The organism is Gordonia sp. G4 (assembly GCF_057770005.1).
This window is the reverse complement of record NZ_CM173442.1, coordinates 4,367,295-4,390,968: the sequence shown is the minus strand read 5'-3', so window position 1 is coordinate 4,390,968 and position 23,674 is coordinate 4,367,295. Positions and strand designations below refer to the sequence as shown.

Genomic DNA, 23,674 nt, shown 5'->3' with positions numbered 1-23,674 from the left:
TCGCGCCCAGTCCACACTCAGTGGCCGCTGGGCCCGGTCTGCCAGCGGTGCTACCGGACAACCCTGTACCACCCAGGGCGGTGCGCGCAATGCAGTGACGATCGTGCGCTGATCGGGAGAAATGCTGCCGGGCAGCCGATATGTGGCCCGTGCGCTGGGTCGGAGGTCGGCTACGTGTGTAGCGTCTGCGGTCATGCGGGACCGCACCATTTTGCCCAGACGTGTCACCGATGTTCGATCATCCGGCTCACCCGTGAACTGCTGACCGGTCCCCACGGATCGGTACCAGTGGGCCTTGAGCCGCTGCCCAACTATCTAGCGGATCGGGGCCAACCGCACTCGACGCTGCGGTGGCTGAGCAAACCCACCACCTCGGCACTGCTCACCCGTCTGGCGTTGATCGACGAACCCTTGAGCCACCGGACACTGGACCAGTGCCCTCCGTCGTGGGGACGGCACCACCTGCGTGAGTTGCTCGTCGATGCCCGACTCCTGCCGGTGCGCGATGAACCACTAGAACGGCTCGAGACGTGGATAACCGAAACCGCTGCTGCTCTGCCGCCCCATCAGAGCTCTCTGATCGGGCCCTATGGACACTGGGCCATCTTGCGCCGTGCCCGCCGCAGATCCCGTCGCCGACGATTTACCCACGCTGCCGCCGACAACGCGCGTAGCCGGATCCGCACCGCCGTCCTGCTGCTAGTACACCTCGATGAATCTGGTTGTACAATAGACGATCTCACGCAGCCGATGCTGGACGCCTGGACCGGCGGCCGGCACCAGCGCACCAACAACATTGCCGGTTTCATCGGTTGGCTCACCTACCGCGGGCTGGCTAACAACCTGTCGGTCAGCCGTTATATCAACCCGCCTCCGTCGCAGACCGGCGACGAAAACGATCACCAGCGAGCGATCGCGGCCCTACTGTCGGGGGACACGTCGGCTGATCTGTCCATTCGCGTGGCTGGGTTGCTTGTCCTGCTCTACGGCGCGCGATTATCCCAGCTACAGAATCTGACCACCTCGTCGCTGACGAGCCGAAAGGCCCGCCGCTACATCACCGTGGCGCGCCACCCTGTGGAACTGCCCGATCGCCTCGCCGACCTCATCGATCAGCTCGCCGAGACGGTGTCAGCCAACCCGAACGCCCTCACCAGAGACGGCCGCGGCCATTACCTCTTTCCCGGAAGCCGGGCGCACCATCCGCTGCATCTAGCCACTCTGAGCCGAAAGCTCACCGCCGCAGACGTTCCCAGCCGCATTAGCCGCAACCATGCCATGCTCGTCCTGGGCGCTGATCTACCGGCCGCCGTCATCGCCACCCAACTGGGGCTGAGCGCCACCACCACCACCGGTTGGGCCGCACTCGCCGGGCGCGACTACACCGCCTACCTCCACAGCCACGACACGGACCGCAGACCACATGTTCGCGAGCACGGGCGCCTAGAAACCTGAGCCAGGCACCAGGGCGCTCGATCACACTAGAACAGGCCGGTTGCAACTCTACCCTCCGGTAAGGGTAGAGTCATGAATCGAAGTCGGGCAGTGCGCACTGAGCGCTTGTCGCCAGAAGCGCATTCGGCTTTCTGACAGTCCTTTGCACGCAACGACGCGTGTGCCCAAGACATCTATCGCCGCCATTGCATACCGCGCGGCGTGAGAACGGAGCCGGTGGTGGTCTCTCTACCCACGTCCTTATCGAAGTCTGTGGCCGACGAGCACTCGGTGCTCGCCGCGCTGCGCTCGCCCCGCCGTCTGCGCACCGAGGTACTCGCCGGCCTCGTGGTGGCCTTGGCCTTGATCCCCGAAGCCATCTCGTTTTCTATCATCGCCGGGGTAGATCCACGGGTCGGCCTCTTTGCGTCCTTCACCATGGCCGTCACGATCGCCATCGTCGGCGGGCGCCGCGCCATGATCTCCGCAGCCACCGGCGCGGTCGCTCTGGTCGTCGCCCCGCTGGTCGAGAGCCACGGCCTGGATTACCTGATCGCTGCGGTGATTCTCGCCGGCATCTTCCAACTCCTCCTGGGCGGCCTGGGAGTCGCGCGACTGATGCGATTCATCCCCCGCAGCGTCATGGTCGGCTTCGTCAACGCCCTGGCCATCTTGATTTTCATCTCCCAGCTCACGCACCTCATCGACGTGCCCTGGCTGGTGTACCCGCTGGTCGCCATCGGTATCGCCATCATGGTGCTGCTCCCCAAACTCTCCACCATCGTCCCGGCCCCGCTCGTGGCGATCGTGCTATTGACGGCCGCCACACTGACGTTCGGGTTCACCGTGCCCAATGTGGGCGACGAGGGCGACCTGCCCTCGAGCCTGCCCACCTTCCTGATCCCGGATGTCCCGATGACCCTGGACACCCTGACCATCATCGCCCCGTACGCCTTCACCATGGCGATCGTCGGACTCCTCGAATCACTGATGACCGCCAAGTTCGTCGACGACATCACCGACACCCACTCCAACAAAACCCGCGAAGCCACCGGACAAGGGGTGGCCAACGTCGTCACCGGCTTCTTCGGCGGCCTAGGCGGCTGCGCCATGATCGGCCAGACCATGATCAACGTCAAGGTCTCCGGCGCACGCACCCGCATCTCCACGTTCCTCTCCGGCGTGTTCCTGCTGATTCTTGTTGTCGGACTGGGCGATATCGTCGCCAAGATCCCCATGGCCGCTCTGGTGGCCGTCATGATCATGGTGGCGGTCGGCACCATGGACTGGCACAGCATCACCCCACGCACGTTGCGGCACATGCCCAAGAGCGAGACCACGGTCATGGCCCTGACCGTCCTGGTCACCGTCCTTACCCACAACCTGGCCTACGGTGTGGCCGTCGGCGTCATCGCGGCTATGGTCCTGTTCGCCCGCCGCGTCGCACACCTGACCACCGTCACCGACATCGCCCACCCCGACGATCACACCCGCGTCTACGCCGTAGAAGGGGAGTTGTTCTTCGCCTCCAGCAACGACCTGGTCTACCAGTTCGACTACGCCGGCGACCCGGACAACATCGTCATCGACATGAGCCGCTCGCACATCTGGGATGCCTCGACCGTCGCCTCCCTCGACGCGATCACCACCAAGTACGCCGCCAAAGGCAAGACGGTCACCATCACTGGTATGAACGACAACAGCGCGCAGCGACACCAGCAGCTGAGCGGACAACTCACCGGCTCGCACTAGCGGTATCGGGAAAGGGCAGCACCACGTGAGCACCGACATCGACGATGGCCACCTGCAGATCGGGGAGGTCGCCACACGAACCGAGTTGTCGGTCAAAACCATTCGCCACTACGACGAAGTCGGTTTGGTGACCCCCTCAGCACGTTCGGCCGGGGGGTTTCGCCTCTACACCACCAGTGACATCGAGCGGCTCCTGGCGATCCGCCGGATGAAACCCCTAGGCTTCACCCTCGAGGAGATGCGCGAACTCCTTCAAGCGCTCGAGACCATCGCGGAACCCACCTCCACCAAGACGCAACAGACCGCCGCGGCGACCTATCTGGCGGACTGCCACACACGGGCCGAACAGGCATGCGCCAAACTCACCAAACAACTGGCCTACGCGCGCGAACTCACCACCCAGCTCGCCGAGTACGCACCGCCAGCACCGAAGAATTGATAAGAGACCGTCGTCCAGCAGATGGTCAGAGCCATCGGTCAGGGCCGCACTAACGGCATTGCCCGCTGTACTGGGTTTCTGCTCGCACCATTTCGTCTCTTAGGGCCGGTTTCGCGGACACTGGTAGAACGGCAAGGTGTCTCTCCGCTGCACCCCCCACATCGTGCGTAGCTTCTGATGGGCTAATTGTTCTACGTGCCGTCTTCTGGACCAAAGAGACACCCGGAACACCAGTCAAGGCGACAGCGAAGTTATGCCAGCGCCAAGAACAATTTTTCCAGTTCGGCCTCGGTGAGCGGGGCCTGCCCCTCGTCGGCGCCGTTGATGCACTGGCGCATTCCCGAGGCGACAATTTTGAACCCGGCACGATCGAGCGCTCGAGACACGGCGGCGAGCTGGGTCACGACATCTTTGCAGTCGCGGCCAGCCTCGATCATCGTGATCACGCCAGCTAATTGGCCTTGCGCCCGGCGCAGCCTGTTGAGCACCGCAGTCATCGCTTCTTCATCTCCGGCCACTGGATGCGCCCCTTCCTGTTTGAATCAATCTACCCGAGGGTACCCCCTGGGGTATCAAGCCACGAACGCTACACGGTTGACATAAATACCCTAGGGGGTATCGTCTCGAGACATAGATCGATACCCATGGGGGTATACCACAGTGAAAGGAGCGCTACTGCGATGACCGACACCAGATCGACCACGACCACTGTCGGAGTTCTGGGCCGCTGGGGTGCGTCGATGGCCGGCCGGTCGCGCGTGGTCTTCGGGGTCTGGCTGCTGGTGCTGATCGGTTTGGGGGCCATCGCGCCGTCGGTGTTTTCCTCGTTAGCCGGGGCCGGGTGGCAGGCGAATGGCTCGGAGTCGGTGCAGGTCCGTGAGCTGGCGCAGCAGCACTTCGGCGGGAACTCGTCGGCGGCGGTGCAGGTCGTCATCCATTCAGACCGCGACACCGTCGACGGCCCGGCGATGCAGGAAACGATTGCGGCCGCGGCGGCGGTGTTCGACGGTGACTCCCGGTTCGGTGAGGTGCTGGCCCCACAGCCGGGGATGACGATCAGCCCGGATCAGCACACAGCCATCCTGATCGCGGGTGCGAATGCGAACACCGACGACATGGTCCGGGCGGTCGACGATGTCAAGGGACAGCTCACCGGACTCTCGGGTGATGATGTGCAGGTGTATCCGACGGGTGCGTCGGCGCTGTGGAGCGATTTCAACAAGGCCAACCACGACGCGATGATCAAGGCTGAACTGTTCTCCTGGCCGGTCACCCTGGCCATCATGGTGCTGGCATTCGGTTCGCTGGTGGCCGCCGGGTTGCCCCTGTTGCTGACCATCGCAGGGTTGGTGGCCTCAGCCGGTGGCCTGGTCCTTCTCAATCAGGTCACTCCGATATCGGTGTGGGCGATGAATTTTGCGATGATGTTCGCCCTCGCCCTGGGGATCGACTACGCGCTGTTCATCGTCTCCCGTTTTCGTGACGCCCTGAACAACCACAGCACCAGGTCGGGTGCGGTCGCTGAGACCATGGACACCGCAGGCAAAGCGGTGGTTCTGTCCGGGATCACGGTGTTGGTGAGTTTGTCGGCGGTCTTGTTGGTGCCGGCACCTGCGGTGCGGACGATGGCGGTGGGCATCATGCTTGCGGTGACGTTCGTCCTGGCGGCCACGTTGACATTGCTTCCGGCCACCCTGGGCGCTCTGGGCCCGAAGGTCAACGCGGCATCGCTCCCGTATGCCAAACGCCAGCAGCATCGTTCGCCGCTGTTCGAACGGTGGGGAAAGGCCCTGCACGACCATCCGTGGCCGTTTGCGGTCGGCTCGCTGATCGTGCTGGTAGCGCTGGCCCTTCCAGTGATCGGACTCAAGGTAGCCATGCCCTCGATCTCGGTGGTGCCCGAAGATGCGCCGGTGCGGCAGGGCTATGAACTGGTCCAGCAGCAGATGGGTGAAGGTGCTCCCGGCATGCTGCAGATCATCGCGCCTGCTGCCCAGGCGCAACAGGCGGCCACCACAGCTGCGCAAACTCCCGGCATCAACATGGTCACCCCGCCGCAACCGGCCGGCGACGGCACCGATTATGTGATGGTGCAAGCACTGCCGTCGGTGGACCCCTCCGATGCCCGCATGGCCACCGTCGTTGATGACCTGCGTACCGCCTTGCCCGCAGATGTTCTGGTCGGCGGCGCTCCGACGGAGAACCTCGATCTGCAACAGGCCCTCAACGACTACTTCCCGCTGATCGTCGGCATCATCTTGGTCCTGGGGTTCGTGCTGCTGTTGCTTGCACTGCAAGCACCGCTGATAGCGGTGATCGGCACCCTGGTGAGCCTGTTGTCGACAGCAGCAGCATTCGGGGTGGCAAAGCTGATCTTCCAGGACGGCCACCTGTCGGGGGTCCTGGGATTTACCCCGCAAGGTTTCCTCGACGGCTGGGGGCCGGTGTTCTTCTTCGCCATGATCTTCGCCATCGCGATGGACTACACCGTCTTCCTGCTGGCCACCGCCAAAGAACACTACGAACGCACCGGTGACCCCGACCGCGCGCAGATCGACGGCATGGCCCATTCGGGACGAATTATCTTCGCCGCCGCAGCGGTGATGGTCGCAGTGTTCTTCACCTTCGCCCTTGCTGACCCGTTGCCACCCAAAGAGATGGGGATCATCCTGGGTGTGGCGGTGCTGCTGGATGCGGTTCTGATCCGATTGATGCTGCTACCGGCGTTGCTGCGCCTGACCGGCCGGGCCGCATGGTGGTCCCCGGCGTGGCTGCGCCGAGTTCTGCCCTCCATCAAGTTCTCGCACTGACCGACGATCGACCAGGCACCATAGACAATGGCTGCCCGCGAAGTACACCACCACTGAAAAGGAAAACTCGTTATGGCTCTCGCTATTTCGACCGTTCTGAATCTTCCCTTCGACCAAGCTGTCTCATCAGTTCGAGATGCTCTGGCCGACCAGGGATTTGGTGTCCTCACCGAAATCAACGTCACCGACACCCTCAAAGCGAAACTCGACGAAGACATGGAAAACTACCTGATCCTCGGCGCGTGCAATCCAGCGTTGGCCCACCGCGCACTCGGGGTGGATCGCCAGATCGGGTTGCTGCTGCCCTGCAACGTCGTCGTGCGCACCGACCCCGAAGATCCCTCGAACTCGATCGTCGAAGCGATGAACCCCAACCTCATGGTCGAGGTTTCCGGGGAGCCCGAGCTCACCCCGATCGCCGACGATGCCACCGTCAAACTCACCGCCGCAATCGCCTCACTCGAAGCCGCGGCCTCCAAGTAGCCAGCAAATAGCCCATCTTGTCCCATCCCTAGGAGGATCTATGACCGCCGTTCGGTTCTACTTCGACCCTGCCTGCCCTTTCGCGTGGGCTGCCTCCCGGTGGCTTGTCGGCGCCACCGCACACCGCGATGTCGACATCGAGTGGCGCCAAATGAGTTTGGCCGTGCTCAACGAAGGAACAGATGTCCCCGAGCCGCAGCGTCACCACATGGATGTCTCCCGCAAACTGGGACGCGTCCTGGCCTCCGCGCATGATCACGTCGGCGACGCAGCGTTGGGACCGCTCTACACAGCATTAGGTCAGCGCGTGCACCACCAGGATGAACCGGTGACCACCGTGATGGTTGCCGCCGCTCTCACCGACAGCGGCCTGGACCCGAGCATGGCGACCAGCATCGACGACCCCACCTACGACAGTTCTGTACGCGTGGCACACCAGGAGAGCCAAGACAACCTCGGCGACACAGGCGGCAGCCCGATCATCTGCATCGACGGACACTGCTTTCTAGGACCGGTACTGACCGCCATCCCCGCACCAGCCGAGGGCGACAAACTGTTCGACGCCCTGGTCACCGTGGCAGCCACCGACGCCTTCGCCCAACTTCAACGCCCGCACAGCGGACCACCGACCTTTCCTGCCCACTGAGCCACCCCAGCCGGATCAGCGCACGCACCGGTGGGCCCGCGCGGCCACCAGGGTTACCACACCGCGGGGCGGGGTAGGCGCTGTGTAAGTACCGACCAATGTGGGGGTTGATCTCATGAACACTCGTCTGAACAGGCAGGGCACGCACGACACAGCCCGATCGCTGGCAGTGCCGGGCATCGTGCTCGGGGTAGGTCTCGGCGGATTCGTCGACGGCATCTTGCTCCATCAGATCCTGCAGTGGCACCACATGCTGACCAGCACCAACGACGACCGCATCGGCGTGGACTACTACCCCAACAACACCGTCCACGGCCTCGAGATCAACACCCTGTGGGACGGGCTCTTTCACACCTTCACCTGGCTCGCCGTGCTCATCGGACTGGCGCTTTTGTACTCACGGGTCACCACGCACCGTCGCCGCCTCTGGACCTCGAGGGCCCTATGGGGATGGGTACTCGTCGGGTGGGGCCTGTTCAACCTGGTCGAAGGCATCATCGACCACCACATCCTCGGGATCCACCACGTGCGCAGCGGTGAACACCAAGCACTCTGGGACATCGGCTTCCTCATCTTCGGAGCGCTCCTCGTGCTCGGCGGGTGGGCGCTGCAACGCACAGCCCGCCCCTTGACCCCCGCCCTCAACGACCCAGACACCTCCACCGCACCACCACGATGACGACAGCGCACGGCGACTCCGCGGCGCACAGCGTGCCCCTGGAGACGATCATCGGATGGGTGCTCCTGGCCGGCGTCGCCGCCGCCTACCTGATAGCGGCCTACCTACGAGGACGCGAACCCGCAGGATGGAACCACTGGCGCACGACCAGCTTCGTCGCCGGTATCGCAGTGCTCGGCGCAGCACTGCAACCCTCCGACTCGCCGACCTTCAGCGATCACATGCTCGGGCACCTGCTCATCGGGATGTTCGCACCGCTGGCCATGATGCTCGGGGCACCGCTGACCCTCACCTTGCGCTCAACACCCCCGCACGTAGGGCGATCGCTGGTACACCTCATGCGCTCGAGACCAGCACGTCTGCTCACCTGGGCACCTCTTCTCCTCCTGGCGAACCTGGGAGGACTAGCGGCGCTGTACTTCACTCCGCTGTTCGCGCTCTCCGAGCGCCACGAGATCCTTCATACGGCAATCCACCTGCACTTCTTCGTTGCCGGATACCTGTTCGCGTGGATGATCGCCGGACCAGACCCCGGCCCGGACAGACCGACAGTGCGTGCCCGGCTCGTCATCCTCGGTATCGCCATCGCCGGCCACGCCGCCATAGCCCAACTTCTCTACGCCGGGCTGTTTGTTCACGTCGACGCCCCATCCGGCGAACTCCGGGCCGGCGGAACCCTCATGTACTACTGGGGCGACATCGCCGAAATACTCCTCGCACTGGCCCTGCTCCTGACATGGAAACCCGACTACCGGGCCACACGCTCATCACGACTCCCAACCACCAGTGCCCACACGGCCGCCGCCCGATCAACGACCCGGTAATACAGAAGATCTGGGCGCGCTGAATCGCCGCGCCACGAGGCCACGCCACGTCGACAACCGGCCACGCCCGAGAAACCGAACAATCGAGCCCAGCGACCACACCTGGGCCTTTCACAGCAAGCGGTCACCTGGAGACCGCTGCCGTCGCGCGGACTGGTCTGTCCACCCGCAACGAACCCGCCGATCGGATCCAAGCGATTATTGAAGGGACCTGCCCGTTTCGTTTCGTTTCGTTTCGAGCATTGACGACGCCGATTGCTCTGCTACCGCCTGTGCCGGCAAAGTACCTACATCCACGTGATCAGTTGTTCGGCAAATGATTTGCCCGCTGCCTTCGCACACCCGCGACATCGGTACGCAATCCCGCCGGGGCGTCACACGCAACCGACAGTTTGGGCAGTCGTTCCTGATGGGCCGATTGTTCTACGTGCCACCCGCAGGGCCAAGAGACGACCGTCACGAGGCCCCACGCGCTGCGCTTATTTCGCGGCACCTCGTGACGTCTGCTTCTTGGCCCTGCGGCCCGCACGCACATGCGGCCAGGTATCGGGAAATGACTCACTTTGAACCCCCCCCGGTTAGTGGCACCAATCCCCACGGGCAATATCGTTACAAGACAACGTAATTAGGAAATTGATACGTGAAAATGGTTGCATCCCAATATAATAACTACTAGAATGAAGTAAGGAGGTGGCGGGATAATGCACACAGGAATATCGACACTCCACCAGCCTCTACGGCCGCGTGACTGGGAAAGGGGCCGAGACTCATGCCTTCCATTGACTACGCGCAGCGTGCCGTGGCCTATTGGGCCAAGTCTGAACGGGCCTACGCCGAAGGTGACCCCCGCTACGGCGCCGACCTCGCCGAACTGGCCGCCCAATGCGAACAGTGGGCGTACGAAGACCTCACCGGCGTCCGCAGCGACGTCGCCTAAACCACCGACACGCACGAGGAGACAGCAGGTGATCGTCATGGCCGACAAACCCGAGGTCACACCCTGCGATGTGCCGCAGCCGCCGGCCACCGCGATCGAACCGCTGCCCGAACTGGAAACCGTCACCGCCGCAGACGACCTCACCCTCACCGGCACCATCGGGGACGACACCGCCGAGGTCGACAACACCCTCGCCCTGGAGCTGGACATGCTCACCGCACTGTTGTGGGCACCACCGACCCGAGCCCGCCACGTCGTCGAAGCGTTGATCGGGTCGCGCGCCGACCGCGACGCCGGCACCACCACCACGGTGCTTCCCGCCGGCAGTGTGATGTTCCTCAGTGCTGTGCACCAGGACGTGTTCGACACCGTCGTTGCGTTGCTCGACGAAGGTAGCCCCGCCACACCGGTGCTGGTCAATGCGCGGTTTGCCGATCGAGGACTGACTACCCGCACTCGCAGCGTCATGCTCGAGATCGCTTCCCCGCGGCACGGCCGCCCCGTCGCCGACAGCGCCGACCTACCCCACCTCGCCGCTGCCCTCATCGACGGCTGGTACCGCCGCGGCTACCGAGCCTTGCTGGCCCGCATGACCCACGTGACCGCCGAACGCCCCACCGCCGAACTCGCGGGCCACTGGACGGCCCTCACCGGACACCAGCAGGCCGCCGAAACCCGGTGGCTCGCCATCCGCGACACCCTCGCCCGCATCTGAACGGAAAGACCACGCCGTGATGACTGACGACGACCCCGACGCCCAGGACCGCGAAATCGGCGACCTCGCCGCCGACATGCGCGAGCACGGCCGCAGCTGGGCCGACATCGCCCACGACCTCGCCCTACCCGAGGCCACCGTCAAACGCGCCGCCGACCAAGCCCACCAGCGTGCCGCCGAACTCGCCGCCCGCGACCAAATCGCGCTGTTCTGATCACGCACCCCGAGGTCGGGAGAAGCGTCTCCACCGTGGGAGAGCCGATGATCGGTAAACTGAGTACGACGAGACATCCAGGAAAGGCAGGTGCGGCGATGATCGAGTCACGATGGATCACCCGCTGGCCGGAGTTGTTCGCCGGTCTCACCGACACCCAGGTCCGTGGTGTCGTGCAGGCAATCGACAACAACGTCCTTGAGGGGTGGGACCCGCAACGCGCCGACGTGGACCTGCTCACTCGGTCGGCGCGCGGCGAACTGACCGACGCCGAAGTGATCGCCGAAGCCGTCGCCATGGCGACAGGCTCACGAGCGGCACACGCCCTCGGCTGACCGCGCACAAACTGTGGAGTTGTTCACGACGGCACCGCCTCGTCGAGGTGGTGCCGTCGGCGTGTCTGGAAGGTGAGGTTGAGTGACCGCACAGGAGGACTGGGACGCCACGTTCATCCCTGGCACCACCGTGTTGGCCAACAAACTCGGCATCACCGATCCCGACGCGCTCGCCGCGGCCGAATACACGATCACTGCGCACCGCGAAGCGATGATCGTTGACGGGCAGATCCCGATCGCCCGCACCTACGACGCCGAGCATTTGCACGCCATCCACGCCGCGTTGTTCTCCCCGATCTATGAGTGGGCCGGCGTTCCGCGCACCTATCCGTTGAGCAAAGACGGCCTGCCGTTTGCTGAGCCGAACCAGATCGGCCGGTACCTCGACCACGCCCGCGACCACATCGCCGCCGTCGACTGGACCGACCTGGACCACGGTGGGTTCGCCGTCGAGGCCGCCACCGTCTACGCCTCGATCAACATGAGCCACCCCTACCGAGAAGGCAACGGCCGCGCGGCCAAGGTGTTCATGTCCCAACTCGCCGCCGATGCCGGCTACCGACTCGACTACGGCCGCGTCACACCGCAACAGTGGGTCAACGCCGCCATGCTCTCCCACCCCGACCGCGGCGCGTTCGAGCCCGTACCCGACACCATGGTCCCGGTGTTCGCGAGGATCGCCGAACCACTCACACCACCCCAAGCCGCCGCGGCCGAGCGTGAGACCGATGCGCAGCGCGCGGCCCGGATCGCTGGCCGCGGCATGTCTCGGCAGTCCCCGGCTGCGGGCGCTACCCCAACGACCTACCGCCGCCCGCCGTTCGGCGTTCCGAGCAGCCATGGCCGACGGCCCGGCGCTGGGTACGAACACTGATGCGTCACCTCGGTTTATAGGTGCATTGCGTCTGGCCTTGATCGGTCAATCCAAATTCTGCGCGGCAGCACAGTCGCTATGCCCGGCCAGACAATCTGTGTGTTCACCACTTGATTCGCGCAAAGGCCGAAGTACTTCTGCGCACCCGCGAGCGCGATCGTCAACGCCTGAGGTTTTCTATTCCCTGGGACGTCGATGCCGAGCGATTGCAGAGGGACGAGCCGGTCGGGGTTGTCGTTAAGTCGCTGCGCTACAGGAGAGACCCAACGGTCGCCTTCTGCGTTGCTCTCGTCAACCACTTCGATGTGCGGATAGCGATCGGAAGTGTCGCCCGCGAGCCGTGCGATGGCCGCCCGTTCCCGGTCTAGTTCCATGTGTGCTGCTGCCTTATCGTCGCTAGCTGGTTGGTCCGAGAGGTGTTCCCATTGCACCTCTGCCGTGCGCAGCGAAGCGATGTGGTCGTCAGTCAGGTGGGTGAGGATTTGCCCGGTAGCGCGAAGCGTTTCGAACTCCTGCCACAGGACGTCGAACCGGGTTTCGCTCACTGCGAGTGCTTCGCTCAGCAGTGTCGCGAACCGTTCCCGTGCGGCGTCGACAAATGCTGGCTCAAGCCTGGCGTGAACGGAGTTCCATCCGAGAGTCACGCAAGCCGGCACCCGCCGCCGATGCGTCGCGGTCGCGGTCGTCGGGAGCGCGAAGAGTTCGGCGAGGAGGGCGTAGCGTTTGGCTGCGGTCGCGGCGATGCCCGCTGCGTAGAACAACCGCACACCAGCGAGAAGGGGCGTGTCTAGGAGATCGTTGAAGCCGCCGCGGTCGATGCTGCGTGACCATTGTTCAACTGCGGGGAGCCACCACCCGTCGGTGGTTTCGTTCCCCCAATAGGTCAGCGTCGCGATTGCGGCCGCTGACACTCGGCAGCGTTCATCGACCTGTTCCACGATGGTCTGGTAGGTGCCTAGGATCAGCTCGGAATGGTAGTTGCTGATGTCCAGTGCCGGGGTGGTGTCGAGGGTCGCCAGTTCGGTCGTGAGGGTGTCGTGGGCGGTGATGGCCGGGTGCTGGTTGGTGAGGTCGCGTTTGATGCGATCGACGGCGACGGTCGGCGTGAGCGGATGACGAGCTTCGCGTCGGCGCATGGCGATCACCGCGTCAGACAGGCGTACGAATGCGCCGTCGGCGGTGTCATGCAACACGCGAGCACCGAGGAGCCGCGCGAGTTCGTCAGCCTTGGGGCCGAGTCGGCCGGGGTTGATCCACCCGGGTGTGTAGAAGCGGCGGTGCGCGCGACCCAGGATCGCCCGCAGTGCATGGTCGTGCTCCGCCGACCACCCCGCGATCAACAGCCCGTGCGAAGAGGCGATTTGAGCGAGCAGCTGTTGCATGTGCGGCTGGTAGCCGCTGAGTTCGGTGCCGGTGTTGAGCATCGAGGCGGGGTCGCGGTAGTCGCCGTGCAAATGCACAACAAGGTGATCGATGGTGTGCAGTGGCGCCAGCCCGGCGGCATCGCTGTCGGTGCGCACGATCACGGGGTCGATGTGCCGTTCGCTCAACGCGTCCTCGAAGAGGTGGTCGAAGTTCATCGTGACGACCACGCGGAGAGTTCCGGCCACCATCATGTCGGCGATCGCGTGGTGTGCCGCTGACGGTGCGTGGCGCTGCGCAGCGCCATCGGGGCCACTGTGTGGTTCGAAGAATCGCCGCAGCACCGCCTCTCGTTCGTGGGGAGTGTCGGCGACTTGTTCGAGGATGCCGCTGTAGGTGAGTGGTTTGTTGTAGGTCTCGACGTACCAGTCTTCGACGTTGGTGGGCGTCAGCAACTCGGCCCGGTCGGGGTCGTCTGGTCGGCAAAGTTGTTGTGCGAGATCGACAACGATGTCCCACGCGGTGGGGAGCTTCGCTCCCATCGACACACCGGCGCCGGCCAGTACCGCGTAGGCACCGGGTGTGGAGTACATCGAGAACGCTAGCGGCAGATACAGATCGTCAGTCGAGGTAGTCGGCGCAACCATGCATGCACCTTACGGACCGCCCCGACACCTTCCCGGTGCCGGGCGCGCTGCGCAACCAGGCCCCTAGGCCACCGCTGTCCCCAGCCGACGTTTCGCCACCAGCCGGCGAACGGTGGGCCGCCGTCTCCGCGGCGGAGAACGACCACGCTGCGCGTGGACTCGGTAGCCCCGCGCGCACGCGCGCTCGCACTTAAAAGCACCCGTGTCGCGGGAGCAAGCTATCGTTTAGGTGCCCTAAACCTTGCTCACCGTCCCTGTCGTCGGTACGGTGAGGGGCACAGACTCGGGTCTGTGCGGTAGTCCCCACTGGTGGGGTCGCTGCGCTGGGCTGACCGGCCAGGCCGGGAACGATGCAGGAGAAGGGAACGCGAGATGGCAGAGCCAGACAACGCTCATCGCGCGTTCGGCCGGCGTCGGCGCCGCAACCACCCGGGCGGGCGGGATGCACGCATCGTGGTGCGAGTCAACGCTGTTGAGGACCAGGAGCTGCGCAACCGAGGCCACGCTGGAGGCGATCTCCGGCGCTGCCTGGCGGCTGGCTCGCACGGCACCGGCACTACTGCCCGAACTAAATGTGCCCACGGTGGCCCTGATCCGCTCGCTGCTTCTGAATGCAGCAGCGACGGGAGGTTCCCCCTCAGAGAGCAATCTCGTGGCTGTGATCGAGAAGTACATCGATGACAACATCCGCGACTCGTCCATGTCGCCGGCCACGATCGCAGCGGCGCACCACATCTCGGTGCGGCAGTTGTACAAGATCTGGCCCGCCGACAACACGACGGTCTCGTCCTACATCACCCGTCGGCGTGTTGAGTCTGCCTGCGCCGCTTTGGTGTCCGAGCCCAACCTCTCGATAGCCGCTCTCGCTCACCGGCACGGCTTCGTCGACCCCACCCACTTCGCACGCCGGTTCCGCGAGGCGTACGGCACGACACCCAGTCGTTTCCGCGCGGACAACCGCCGGGCCCAGCTCCCCCGCTAGCGAACCGGTTGTCGAGGTCTTCCCCCGGGGCACTCAGCTCGCTGCGGCCGATCGGGTCGCGGGTGATCGTCGCCCCGCCGCCCGAACCTCTCGGTGCTCCGGTCGCCGACAGCCCTTAGATGGCCTAACATTCCTACGACTCGAGGGTACACAGCGCACGCCTGCATCATTGCGGGCGACGCCCCTCACATGACAACGCCGTTGGGACAAGGGGATCGAACTGATGCAGGATTTGACGAGGCGAGGGTTCCTCGGATTTGCCGGCGCTTCCGTGGCGGGAGCGGTGGGTCTCGTGACGGCCCAGACCGGCTCTGCGTCACCGCTTCCGGGAACCCGCTCGCCCCGCGTCGACCCGACCGTGTGGCGTGAATACGGCGAACCATTGGTACGCCCGAGCGGCGTCGGGATCCTGCAGGGCAAGTCCGTTGCGGTGAAGGATCTCTACACGATCAAGGGACACCGGGTCGGCGCGGGCAACGAGCAATGGTTGCGAGAATCACAGCCCTCGAGGACGACGGCGCGCTCGGTGGCAGCGCTACTGGCGGCGGGTGCGTCTGTCGCAGGCATCAGTCGCACAGACGAGTTCGCATACAGTCTGGCCGGTACCAACGGCCACTACGGAACTCCGCCCAATCCGAAAGCGTCGAACCGCATTCCGGGCGGCTCCTCGTCGGGTTCGGCGAGTGCGGTCGCGCTCGGCCAGGCGACCATCGGGTTGGGCACCGACACCGGCGGATCGATCCGAATCCCGTCGTCGTACCAGGGTCTGTATGGAATCCGCACGACCCACGGTGCGGTGTCCCGTGACGGTCTCCTGCCCCTCGCGCCATCGTTCGACACCGTGGGGTGGATGACCCGTTCGCGGGCCGACCTGGTCGCGACCACGAGCGTGCTCATGCCAGGACTCCCCTCACGCGTCGACTTCCCGATCACCTACTCCGACGACATCATCGACCTCGCGAGTCCCGACGTGGCCGCCGCCGTGCGAGCCGGGATCAAGCGGTTGGGCAGCCAGATGCCGCTGCGCGCGATCCGGTTCGATACGGCTGTGCTGCCTCTGTGGGTCAAGGCATTTCAGACCCGGCAAGGGTGGGAGGCATGGCGGGCTCACGGTGAATGGGTGTCGCGGCACTGGGATTCGCTCAACCCCGACGTCCGATCGAGGTTCGAGACTGCCTCGAAGGTCACCGCATCCGACCTGGCCGCAGCCGACCGGACACTTTCCACAGCGCGCAACCGGATCAACAGCGCGCTCGGTGAGACGATCCTGCTGCTGCCGTCTGCGTCGTCGACCGCTCCCACCCGCGCGAGTGCCGCGCTTGGCGGCTCGGTCATCGAGGACACTCGAGCACGCACGTTCCAGCTCACATGCCTTGCCGGAATCACCGGTCGTCCCGCGGTGAGCAATCCACTCCCTGTTGGTGGACCACCGGTGGGTCTCTGCGCGGTCGGACCCCGTGGCTCCGACCTCGCTTTGGCGACACTCCCGGTCGTCTGAGAACGGGCGACGCGATCCGACGCCGCCCCGCTGCAGCTTGAATGATGTTCATCAGAACGTTCGGGTAAATGTCGGTGGCGAATCCGCCATCCTTTACCCCGCCGACAGGATGACGAGCGGATCGAGGAGGGCGGATTCTGTAGGGGTCCGAGGAGGCCCCGCAATCTGCACGTCATCGAATTGTGTAGACCAGTCCCAGACCGTCGTCAGCGAGGGCGACCATGAAGTCTTGTGCCCGGCGGAGAAACGCATTGGCATAGTCGGCGCTCGAGTACGGCACTGCCTCGATGATGTCGGTCTTCGTGATCGGCTCGACCATGACAATGTCTTTCGCAACCTCTTCGACCACGTCGGGAGGTAACACGTGAACGAACCCGACGTGAGCACCGTATTGCCCCACCGGGGTCACGTTTCCTTTGACGAGCTCCAAGGAGATGCGCGGCTGTAGCCGGCCGTCAGTCACAGCGAAAATGTGTTGGAGCTCTCGCCACGCCTTGTCGAGATACAGCATCCGGGGGCGGTCTTCCTCCGGTCCCCATGCATCCATGAGCGGGTCAGCCGAGAGGAACGGATACGGATTCCGTCGAGCCGCGTCCACATCACTCGGCTGCAACGGGTAGGCGTAGTAGCGAATTCCCATGTGCGGAATACTGACAGGGGAACCGGCTCGTGAACGGAGGTCGGACCCCGGTGTGGAGAACTCCAAGTGTGGCCGACGCCTTGTGGAGTGCCACCGGGGTTGATCTTCGGCGTGGATTTCTGGGTTGGTGGCTGCCGGACACATGAGGGAGAGTGGTTCCTATGTCTCACAACGAGTCACGCTTCGACCGGTCGTCGATAGCAGACATGGTCGCGCAGACCACCGGCCGGGCGATCCGTGCTGCACGCGCCTACGACTCCGAGGCGTTCGATGCCACCACCGACCTGCTTGCGTTGCACCCCGAGTCGCGTGAGGTGCATGCGCTGATGCTGCGGGAACTACTCGAGACCGCCTTCCCAGATGGGCTCACCGGCGAGGATGTGTCCGAGGTGATGACCAACACGAGCCGGGCTGTCGCATCATGGAATCCCGCAGTCAGTCCCGCAGCTCTGGCGCTGGTGCTGACCGGCGCGTTGGGAGTCGGCGATACCGCTGACTCCCATGCGCTGTCGTCCGCCGGCCCGTTGGACACCGAGACCACCGCCGCTGCACTGGTGGTCATCGCCGACCTCGCCGCGCGTGCCGAGGTCGACCCGGCAGCGTACTTGACCCGGGCTGTGGAGGAGATCCGTCGCGCCCAGACGATGGAGATGCCTTGATCGGTGGTCACCCGCAGTTGTCAACCGGGTTTGCCCACCAGCCTGACTAGAGCCCGCGCTGTCATTCGCCGGCAACGCGGACCACGATCTTGCCCCGCACATGACCGGACTGGCTGCTCTCGTGGGCACCGGCGGCGTCGGCCAGGTCGAACACCTCGGCGATCTCCGGATTGAGGTCGCCGGCGTCGCCGAGGCGGGCCAGCGCCGCGAGGTCGCCGGAGTCGGGCCGCACCCACACGTAGTGACCGCCGAAGTCGTCTCGTGCGCGTGCGTCGGTGATCGAGGCGACCGTCCCGCCGTCCCTCAGCACATCTGGCACCGAGTCGAGTGCGTCGCCACCGACGTAGTCGAGCACGACGTCGACGCCGCCGGGTGCGAGTGCGCGTACCCGGTCGGCCAGACCCTCCCCGTATGTGGTGGGCTCGGCCCCGAGGGTCCGGAGATAGTCGTGATTGGATTCTGAGGCGGTGCCGATCACTCGTGCGCCGAGAGAGCGTGCGACCTGGACCGCGAAGGATCCGACGCCGCCCGCGGCAGCATGGACCAACACTGTGTGGTCTGCCTGGACTCCCGCCCGGCGAATGGTCTGATACGCCGTGAGGCCGGCGAGGGGAACAGCGGCAGCCTCCTCGAACGACCAGCTCGACGGTTTGTGGGCGAGAGTGCGCACCGGTGCGGCGACCAGCTCGGCGAAGGTTCCGCCCGCCACTTCCCCTCCGACGACGTCTTTCCGGACATAACCGAACACCTCGTCGCCGACCTTGAACTCGGGCGTGTCCAGGCCGACCTGTTCGACCACGCCCGCGACATCCCAGCCCGGAACCACCGGGAAAACGGTGTCCATGATCTCGGCGAGGTAGCCCTCGCGGACCTTCCAGCCCACCGGATTGACACTCGAGGCCCGGACGCGCACCAGCACGGAATCGGGGCCGACCTTGGGCGTGGGGAGGTCGGTCAGTTGCAGGACATCAGGACCGCCGAAGCGGTCGTAGGTGATAGCTCGCATGGTGGCACCAACGGGTGTCTCGACAGAATGATTCCAACAGCACTGTGACTTCTGCCGGCGTCAGATCGTGACGATCGTGATGCGCGCCCGCCATCCGGCGGGAGAGGGACGTGGTCCGACGCGGCAACGACCAGTGCAAATCCAGGCCCAAAGCTGCGGGACGGAGCCCGGTCGCGGAATGAAAGATATTGTCCCGTAGTGTATTCACCCGTGAATCTCGCTGCTGCCGATGCCATCGTGACCGACTCCACTGCCCGCGCCTGCGTGTGGTGCTCATCCAGCGACGACATCGCAGAACTCCGCGGCGAACCGCGGTGCGGGCGCTGCCGAGGGGCAGAACAGATCATCGCGGCGGCCCGTGAGTTCGTCGGCTTCTATGGTCTACGACCCTTGGGCGCGTCATTGACGTCCGATGACGACGAAGAACGCGAACACCGGGTGGCGGCTCGTGAAGCCTGGGCAGTGCTGAACCGGACCCGCACACAGCCCCCGCTGCGCGCCCGGTCCGGGCAGCGCGGCATCGCACGATCCGCATCCACCACCACAAGGACAGGCGGACACACGACAGCCCCCAAGGCCAAGAACGCCGTGTCCGGAAACGCCCGGCCGGCGGATGTCTCCCGACCCGACCGCGAGGAACTCATGAGCCGCGCCCAGTCGTTGCTGGGGCAGCTGACAGAGATCGAGGAACGGCTGGCCGTCGCGCAGGCTGACCCCGGCCTGAGCGGCAAGGCGAAGGTGTCCGACTTGACCGCCAAGCGCGATTCGGTGCTGCGTACGCTGGCCGCATTGGAAAAGGCCAAGCGGGCCCTGGAGCCTGCCTGACATTTCGCGCGCCAGGACCGTTGTGTTCTCACCGCCACAGCGACACGATCAGGACGAGAATGAGCAGCTTCAGGGCCCAGTCCCCCAGGTGTACTGCTGCTGTTGATATCGCAGCTCCCTCGTGAAACACCGCGCCGGCGAGCAGCACGAGCGGAATGAGGAACAGCCCCGCAGCGAGCAACAGTGCGCCGGTGAAATCCGGATCGAGCTGCGCGACCAGGCCGGCGACGAGCACCACGAGCACAGCGTTTCGGGCCAGTTCGACGACCGGCGTCGCCCAGGTCGGCCGGTGAACCTCTGCCGTAGCCGGTGCGCCCAGAACGCTGTAGTACAGGGCGCTCGCCACGAATGCAGCGACGACCGCGACTACGCACGCCCATACGTTGACGTTGCTCATTCTTCATCCGATCGTGTGTGTGCGAAGTCTGACCACACCACCTGACGAAACTCATCGCCGGCCCCCTGGCGGCGGCGCCGCCGCGAACAGCCGGTGGGCCCCGACCAACCACGAGAATGGTGCTCGCCTCGACGAGAGCCGTGTCGACTAGGGACTGGCGGTCGGGGAAATGGCGGTGCAGGGTGCTGCGGCTGACGTCGGCACGCACGGCGATGTCGCCGAGGGCCTGTGTCAATCTAGAACTCGTATGTACCACTCCGGAGGGCTTGTCCGATGACGACTTCGATATCCACTGCCGATCCCGGGCAGACCCCGGACATGCCGATGCGCGCCAAACTGGCGATCCTCTGGTCGTACATGCGCCCGAACCGCGGGCTCCTCGCGCTGGGTGTCTTCCTCGGATTGCTCGCTACCGCAGCCGAACTCGCAACCCCCCTGGTCACCAAGTGGGTACTCGACGGGCTGGCGGTCTCGGAATCGCTGGCGGCGCCGATCACCGTCCTGGCCGTTCTGCTCGTCGCCGGATCGGTGATCAGTCTGATCCAGACGATCATGCTGGGCACACTGGCCGAACGCATCATCCTGGCCACCCGGACCGGCCTGATCGGTCACCTCCTACGTGTCGAGATCCCCGAACTCGGCCGGAGACCGAGCGGCGAGATGGTAGCGCGCGTCACCTCCGACACCCTGCTGATCCGTGAAGCGACGACATCGAGCATCGTCAATGGTGTCAACGGCTCGGTCGGGATGGTCGGGGCGCTCGTTCTCATGGCGGTTCTGGACCTCCCGCTGTTCGCGACCACGATGGCCGTCGTCATCATGGTCGGTGCCGCCGCAGCAGTGCTGATGCCCGGACTGGCCAAGGCGCAGCAAGACGCGCAAGCCGAGATCGGTTTCCTCGGTGGCCGATTGGAGGGCGTCCTCCGCTCGATCCGCACGGTCAAGGCAAGTCGCGCCGAGGCGCGAGAATCCGCCCGGATCGGCGAATTCGCGCACCGCTCGGCGAGCAAGGGTATCCGGGCCGTCCGCATCGAGGCCTGGGCGTGGACGATCACCGGCGGCGGAATCAATCTGGCGGTGATGATCGTCCTGGCGTTCGGCGCCTGGCGTGTCGCGGACGGTTCGATGAGCGTCAGCACCCTGATTGCTTTCCTGCTCTATGCATTTCAGCTGATGATGCCGGTCTCGCTGCTGACCATGAGTGTCACTGCGCTGCAGTCGGGGCTGGCCGCCGCCGCGCGAATCTCCGAGATCTCCGACCTCCGAACGGAATCTGACGATGCGGTGATCGGATCCTCACCGGCGCACGTCGACCGGACCGCCGCCGCGCTCGAACTCCACGACGTGGTGTACCGCTACGCGCCCGACGCCCCAGCCGCGCTCAACGGCATCGATCTGGTGATTCCGCGCCGCGGGCATACCGCCATCGTCGGACCGTCGGGCGCCGGGAAGACGACCATCTTCTCCCTCTTCCTGAAGTTCCTACGGCCCGATCGGGGAGAGATCCTGCTCGACGGCCGGCCGCTGGACCAGTGGACACTCAACGACTTGCGCGCCCGTATCGCCTACGTCGAACAGGACACCCCGCTCGTTCCAGGGACGGTGCGCGACAATCTGGTCTACGCGGCACCCGAGGCCTCTGACGACGACGTGTGGCGTGCCCTGGCGGCCGTGCGGATGGATGACCGGGTCCGCTCCATGCCCGATGGTCTCCTGACCGATGTCACCGCATCCACGCTGTCCGGCGGGGAACGGCAACGAATCGCACTCGCCCGAGCACTGGTCGTCGACCCCGAACTCCTCCTTCTCGACGAGGTGACCGCCCAACTCGACGGGCTCACCGAGGCGTCGGTGGCCGACGGCATCCGACGACAAGCGGCCCGCGGAGCAGTCGTCACCATCGCCCATCGGCTCTCCACCATCATGGACGCCGACCAGATCGTGGTCCTCGAAGCCGGACGGGTGCGTGCGGTCGGCAACCATCGGAGCCTGCTCGCCACCGACGAGCTCTATCGGGAACTGGTGGCCGCCATGCGTATCGACACCGACGTCGACCCCGCCGAAGCCGGTTGAATCGACACTCGCCCACCCGGATGTGCCCGGGTGGGCGAGGTCGGCTCAGAACCTGCCGGCCACCACGTTGGTGGTCTGGACTCGCGCGCGGCAGTCGCCGTCGGTGAACCGGACCCGGACGAACACCTCGTCGGCGCCGTCCCGGTCCTCGTCGAGAACCGAACTGGGAACCACGAACTGGCGGAGGTATTCGAGTCCACGGTCGGACGCCCGCAAGAATCCGTCGGTACCCACTGATGTGCCCGGGAAGTTGCGATCGTAGAGGTACTGCTCCTTCCCGTCGTCTCCCAGCACGATGTAGTGCATGCCACCGCAGCCCCGATCGTTGATGTGCGTGACGAATCCGACTGCGTCCGCCCGGGTCATCGGGTACAGACCCTGGATGATGATGCGGTTCTTGCCGGCGCCGGTGATGTTCTGATCGACGATCGTCAGCGTCGCGCCCGGGGTGCGGGCGGGTGCTGCCGATGCAGTCGTCACGAGAGGTGCCGCCACACCGACGGCTGCGGCGATCGCTGTCACCGCACCGAGGCGCGTGATGACCGTGCTGCGTCTGCGAGGAGCGTTCACGACCGCACCGCCTCGACCACCCGGTACTTCCAGTCGATCGAGATCCCGCCGGGCACCGGCTGCTGGTGGGACTCGGCGAGCGTGATCAGGTCGGCTCGCAGTGCCTGACTGCCGTCCTCGTCGAGTTTCGACGCGGCGGCGAACGTCGGGCCGTAGTAGCCCAGGAACAGGTCCGCGAACGCGGCCGCGTCCACGAATCGAACGGTCAGCGCCTCGGTGTGCGAACCGACCGATTGCACGCGATCACCGAACAACGACGCGACGTAGTCCTGATCGCCCCATCGAGTGGCGGGACGTGCGCCGGGAGGCGGGGTCACGTGGCGGCCGACGGTGGCGAGCATTCCGCCGACGAAGCCGTCCGCAGTCCAGCTGGTGACCACGATCCTCCCTCCCGGTCGGACGACGCGGGTCAGTTCACGCGCGGCCAGTTCGTGATCGGCGGCGAACATGATGCCGATCGTCGAGATGCCGGTGTCGAATACCGCGTTGCCGAACGGCAAGACCTCCGCCGGGGCTTCGACGAACTCGACGTCGAGATGCTCTGCGTCGGCACGGGTGCGGGCGATGTCGAGAAGCGCCGGCACATAGTCGATCGCGGTGACGTCGCCGCCCTGCCGAGCCGCGGCGAGTGCGGAATGACCGGTGCCGGTCGCGACGTCGAGGACCCGGTCACCGGGAATGACCGACGCCGCGGTCACGGTCGCTTCGTTGACCGGCACGGTCAGCGCGGCGATACGGTTGTAATCGCCGCTGCTCCAGACCTTCTGCTGCTTGTCGCGCAACGAGACGAGGTCCGGGGTGATGGATGTCGTCATTGGATTGTCCATTCTGTGTGTGGGACGACTTGACGTCGGTGACCGATTCGGTACCGGC

General features: G+C 65.1%; 25 protein-coding genes. 18 read left to right on the top strand and 7 right to left on the bottom strand.

From position 1 onward, the window contains the following. The first annotated feature begins 288 nt into the window (after positions 1 to 288). The 3 genes from AC3B5T_RS19785 (at position 289) to AC3B5T_RS19775 (ending at position 3,625) form a co-directional block, all read left to right on the top strand. Entirely contained in the window at positions 289 to 1,455 is a 1,167-nt protein-coding gene (locus AC3B5T_RS19785; RefSeq protein ID WP_156354240.1) for a hypothetical protein, read from the top strand. 252 nt (positions 1,456 to 1,707) lie between these two features. Further along, entirely contained in the window at positions 1,708 to 3,186 is a 1,479-nt protein-coding gene (locus tag AC3B5T_RS19780; RefSeq protein WP_156354242.1) for a SulP family inorganic anion transporter, read from the top strand. Positions 3,187 to 3,211: 25 nt separating this feature from the next. Beyond that, entirely contained in the window at positions 3,212 to 3,625 is a 414-nt protein-coding gene (locus AC3B5T_RS19775) for a MerR family transcriptional regulator (RefSeq protein ID WP_055475983.1), read from the top strand. 251 nt (positions 3,626 to 3,876) lie between these two features. On the opposite strand, the gene AC3B5T_RS19770 is transcribed toward AC3B5T_RS19775, so the two are convergent. Next, the gene (locus tag AC3B5T_RS19770) at positions 3,877 to 4,143 is read right to left on the bottom strand and encodes a metal-sensitive transcriptional regulator (protein ID WP_055475984.1); all 267 of its coding nucleotides are present in this window, start codon (positions 4,141 to 4,143) and stop codon (positions 3,877 to 3,879) included. A 162-nt stretch (positions 4,144 to 4,305) separates the two neighbouring features. Here AC3B5T_RS19770 and AC3B5T_RS19765 point away from each other — a divergent pair, with 162 nt between their 5' ends. From AC3B5T_RS19765 to AC3B5T_RS19720, 10 genes are all read left to right on the top strand, one after another. After that, positions 4,306 to 6,435 (top strand): MMPL family transporter, encoded by a 2,130-nt coding sequence (locus tag AC3B5T_RS19765; RefSeq protein WP_055475985.1) that lies wholly within the window; start codon positions 4,306 to 4,308, stop codon positions 6,433 to 6,435. Positions 6,436 to 6,507: 72 nt separating this feature from the next. Beyond that, positions 6,508 to 6,918 (top strand): DUF302 domain-containing protein, encoded by a 411-nt coding sequence (locus AC3B5T_RS19760; protein WP_055475986.1) that lies wholly within the window; start codon positions 6,508 to 6,510, stop codon positions 6,916 to 6,918. A 40-nt stretch (positions 6,919 to 6,958) separates the two neighbouring features. Continuing rightward, positions 6,959 to 7,564 carry a DsbA family protein gene (locus tag AC3B5T_RS19755; RefSeq protein WP_055475987.1) on the top strand — a complete coding sequence of 202 codons (606 nt, stop codon included), beginning with the start codon at positions 6,959 to 6,961 and terminating at the stop codon, positions 7,562 to 7,564. Positions 7,565 to 7,679: 115 nt separating this feature from the next. Next, positions 7,680 to 8,243, top strand: coding sequence for a DUF2243 domain-containing protein (locus tag AC3B5T_RS19750; protein ID WP_055475988.1), 564 nt, complete (start codon positions 7,680 to 7,682; stop codon positions 8,241 to 8,243). Then, a complete protein-coding gene (locus AC3B5T_RS19745; RefSeq protein WP_055475989.1) occupies positions 8,240 to 9,067 on the top strand; it encodes a cytochrome c oxidase assembly protein in 828 nt (275 codons plus the stop codon). The genes AC3B5T_RS19750 and AC3B5T_RS19745 overlap by 4 nt, the downstream gene beginning before the upstream one ends. A gap of 769 nt (positions 9,068 to 9,836) precedes the next feature. Beyond that, a complete protein-coding gene (locus tag AC3B5T_RS19740) occupies positions 9,837 to 10,004 on the top strand; it encodes a hypothetical protein (RefSeq protein ID WP_164905325.1) in 168 nt (55 codons plus the stop codon). A gap of 28 nt (positions 10,005 to 10,032) precedes the next feature. Beyond that, positions 10,033 to 10,719: a hypothetical protein gene (locus tag AC3B5T_RS19735; protein ID WP_055475990.1), complete on the top strand. Its 687-nt coding sequence runs from the start codon at positions 10,033 to 10,035 to the stop codon at positions 10,717 to 10,719. Between the two features lie 19 nt (positions 10,720 to 10,738). Further along, positions 10,739 to 10,933 carry a hypothetical protein gene (locus AC3B5T_RS19730; RefSeq protein ID WP_055475991.1) on the top strand — a complete coding sequence of 65 codons (195 nt, stop codon included), beginning with the start codon at positions 10,739 to 10,741 and terminating at the stop codon, positions 10,931 to 10,933. Positions 10,934 to 11,031: 98 nt separating this feature from the next. After that, on the top strand, positions 11,032 to 11,268 hold the full coding sequence (locus tag AC3B5T_RS19725) for an antitoxin VbhA family protein (RefSeq protein ID WP_055475992.1): 237 nt from the start codon (positions 11,032 to 11,034) through the stop codon (positions 11,266 to 11,268). A gap of 82 nt (positions 11,269 to 11,350) precedes the next feature. Then, positions 11,351 to 12,142: a Fic/DOC family protein gene (locus tag AC3B5T_RS19720; RefSeq protein WP_084817259.1), complete on the top strand. Its 792-nt coding sequence runs from the start codon at positions 11,351 to 11,353 to the stop codon at positions 12,140 to 12,142. Between the two features lie 14 nt (positions 12,143 to 12,156). On the opposite strand, the gene AC3B5T_RS19715 is transcribed toward AC3B5T_RS19720, so the two are convergent. Further along, positions 12,157 to 14,151, bottom strand: a complete 1,995-nt coding sequence (locus AC3B5T_RS19715; protein ID WP_084817260.1) for an SIR2 family NAD-dependent protein deacylase — start codon at positions 14,149 to 14,151, stop codon at positions 12,157 to 12,159. A 652-nt stretch (positions 14,152 to 14,803) separates the two neighbouring features. Between AC3B5T_RS19715 and AC3B5T_RS19710 the strand changes: the two genes are divergently transcribed. Both AC3B5T_RS19710 and AC3B5T_RS19705 read left to right on the top strand, forming a co-directional pair. Continuing rightward, entirely contained in the window at positions 14,804 to 15,133 is a 330-nt protein-coding gene (locus AC3B5T_RS19710; protein WP_231632720.1) for a helix-turn-helix domain-containing protein, read from the top strand. 292 nt (positions 15,134 to 15,425) lie between these two features. Then, positions 15,426 to 16,631, top strand: a complete 1,206-nt coding sequence (locus tag AC3B5T_RS19705) for an amidase family protein (protein WP_488357852.1) — start codon at positions 15,426 to 15,428, stop codon at positions 16,629 to 16,631. A gap of 172 nt (positions 16,632 to 16,803) precedes the next feature. Here the strand turns inward: AC3B5T_RS19705 and AC3B5T_RS19700 are convergent, their stop codons facing one another. Beyond that, positions 16,804 to 17,271: a hypothetical protein gene (locus tag AC3B5T_RS19700; protein ID WP_055475994.1), complete on the bottom strand. Its 468-nt coding sequence runs from the start codon at positions 17,269 to 17,271 to the stop codon at positions 16,804 to 16,806. A gap of 161 nt (positions 17,272 to 17,432) precedes the next feature. On the opposite strand from AC3B5T_RS19700, the gene AC3B5T_RS19695 reads away from it, so the two are divergent. Then, entirely contained in the window at positions 17,433 to 17,930 is a 498-nt protein-coding gene (locus AC3B5T_RS19695; RefSeq protein ID WP_055475995.1) for a hypothetical protein, read from the top strand. A 61-nt stretch (positions 17,931 to 17,991) separates the two neighbouring features. On the opposite strand, the gene AC3B5T_RS19690 is transcribed toward AC3B5T_RS19695, so the two are convergent. Further along, positions 17,992 to 18,936, bottom strand: a complete 945-nt coding sequence (locus AC3B5T_RS19690) for an NADP-dependent oxidoreductase (RefSeq protein ID WP_488357851.1) — start codon at positions 18,934 to 18,936, stop codon at positions 17,992 to 17,994. Between the two features lie 210 nt (positions 18,937 to 19,146). Here AC3B5T_RS19690 and AC3B5T_RS19685 point away from each other — a divergent pair, with 210 nt between their 5' ends. Beyond that, positions 19,147 to 19,761: a hypothetical protein gene (locus tag AC3B5T_RS19685; protein WP_238556683.1), complete on the top strand. Its 615-nt coding sequence runs from the start codon at positions 19,147 to 19,149 to the stop codon at positions 19,759 to 19,761. A 28-nt stretch (positions 19,762 to 19,789) separates the two neighbouring features. Here AC3B5T_RS19685 and AC3B5T_RS19680 read toward each other — a convergent pair whose 3' ends face one another. Beyond that, complete coding sequence (locus AC3B5T_RS19680; RefSeq protein WP_488357850.1) at positions 19,790 to 20,158, bottom strand: DUF1761 family protein; 369 nt, start codon at positions 20,156 to 20,158, stop codon at positions 19,790 to 19,792. A gap of 273 nt (positions 20,159 to 20,431) precedes the next feature. On the opposite strand from AC3B5T_RS19680, the gene AC3B5T_RS19675 reads away from it, so the two are divergent. After that, on the top strand, positions 20,432 to 22,231 hold the full coding sequence (locus AC3B5T_RS19675) for an ABC transporter ATP-binding protein (protein ID WP_488357849.1): 1,800 nt from the start codon (positions 20,432 to 20,434) through the stop codon (positions 22,229 to 22,231). 45 nt (positions 22,232 to 22,276) lie between these two features. Here AC3B5T_RS19675 and AC3B5T_RS19670 read toward each other — a convergent pair whose 3' ends face one another. Both AC3B5T_RS19670 and AC3B5T_RS19665 read right to left on the bottom strand, forming a co-directional pair. Continuing rightward, positions 22,277 to 22,801 (bottom strand): hypothetical protein, encoded by a 525-nt coding sequence (locus tag AC3B5T_RS19670; RefSeq protein ID WP_044506721.1) that lies wholly within the window; start codon positions 22,799 to 22,801, stop codon positions 22,277 to 22,279. Continuing rightward, positions 22,798 to 23,616 (bottom strand): class I SAM-dependent methyltransferase, encoded by an 819-nt coding sequence (locus AC3B5T_RS19665; protein ID WP_488357848.1) that lies wholly within the window; start codon positions 23,614 to 23,616, stop codon positions 22,798 to 22,800. The genes AC3B5T_RS19670 and AC3B5T_RS19665 overlap by 4 nt, the downstream gene beginning before the upstream one ends. Positions 23,617 to 23,674 lie beyond the last annotated feature (58 nt).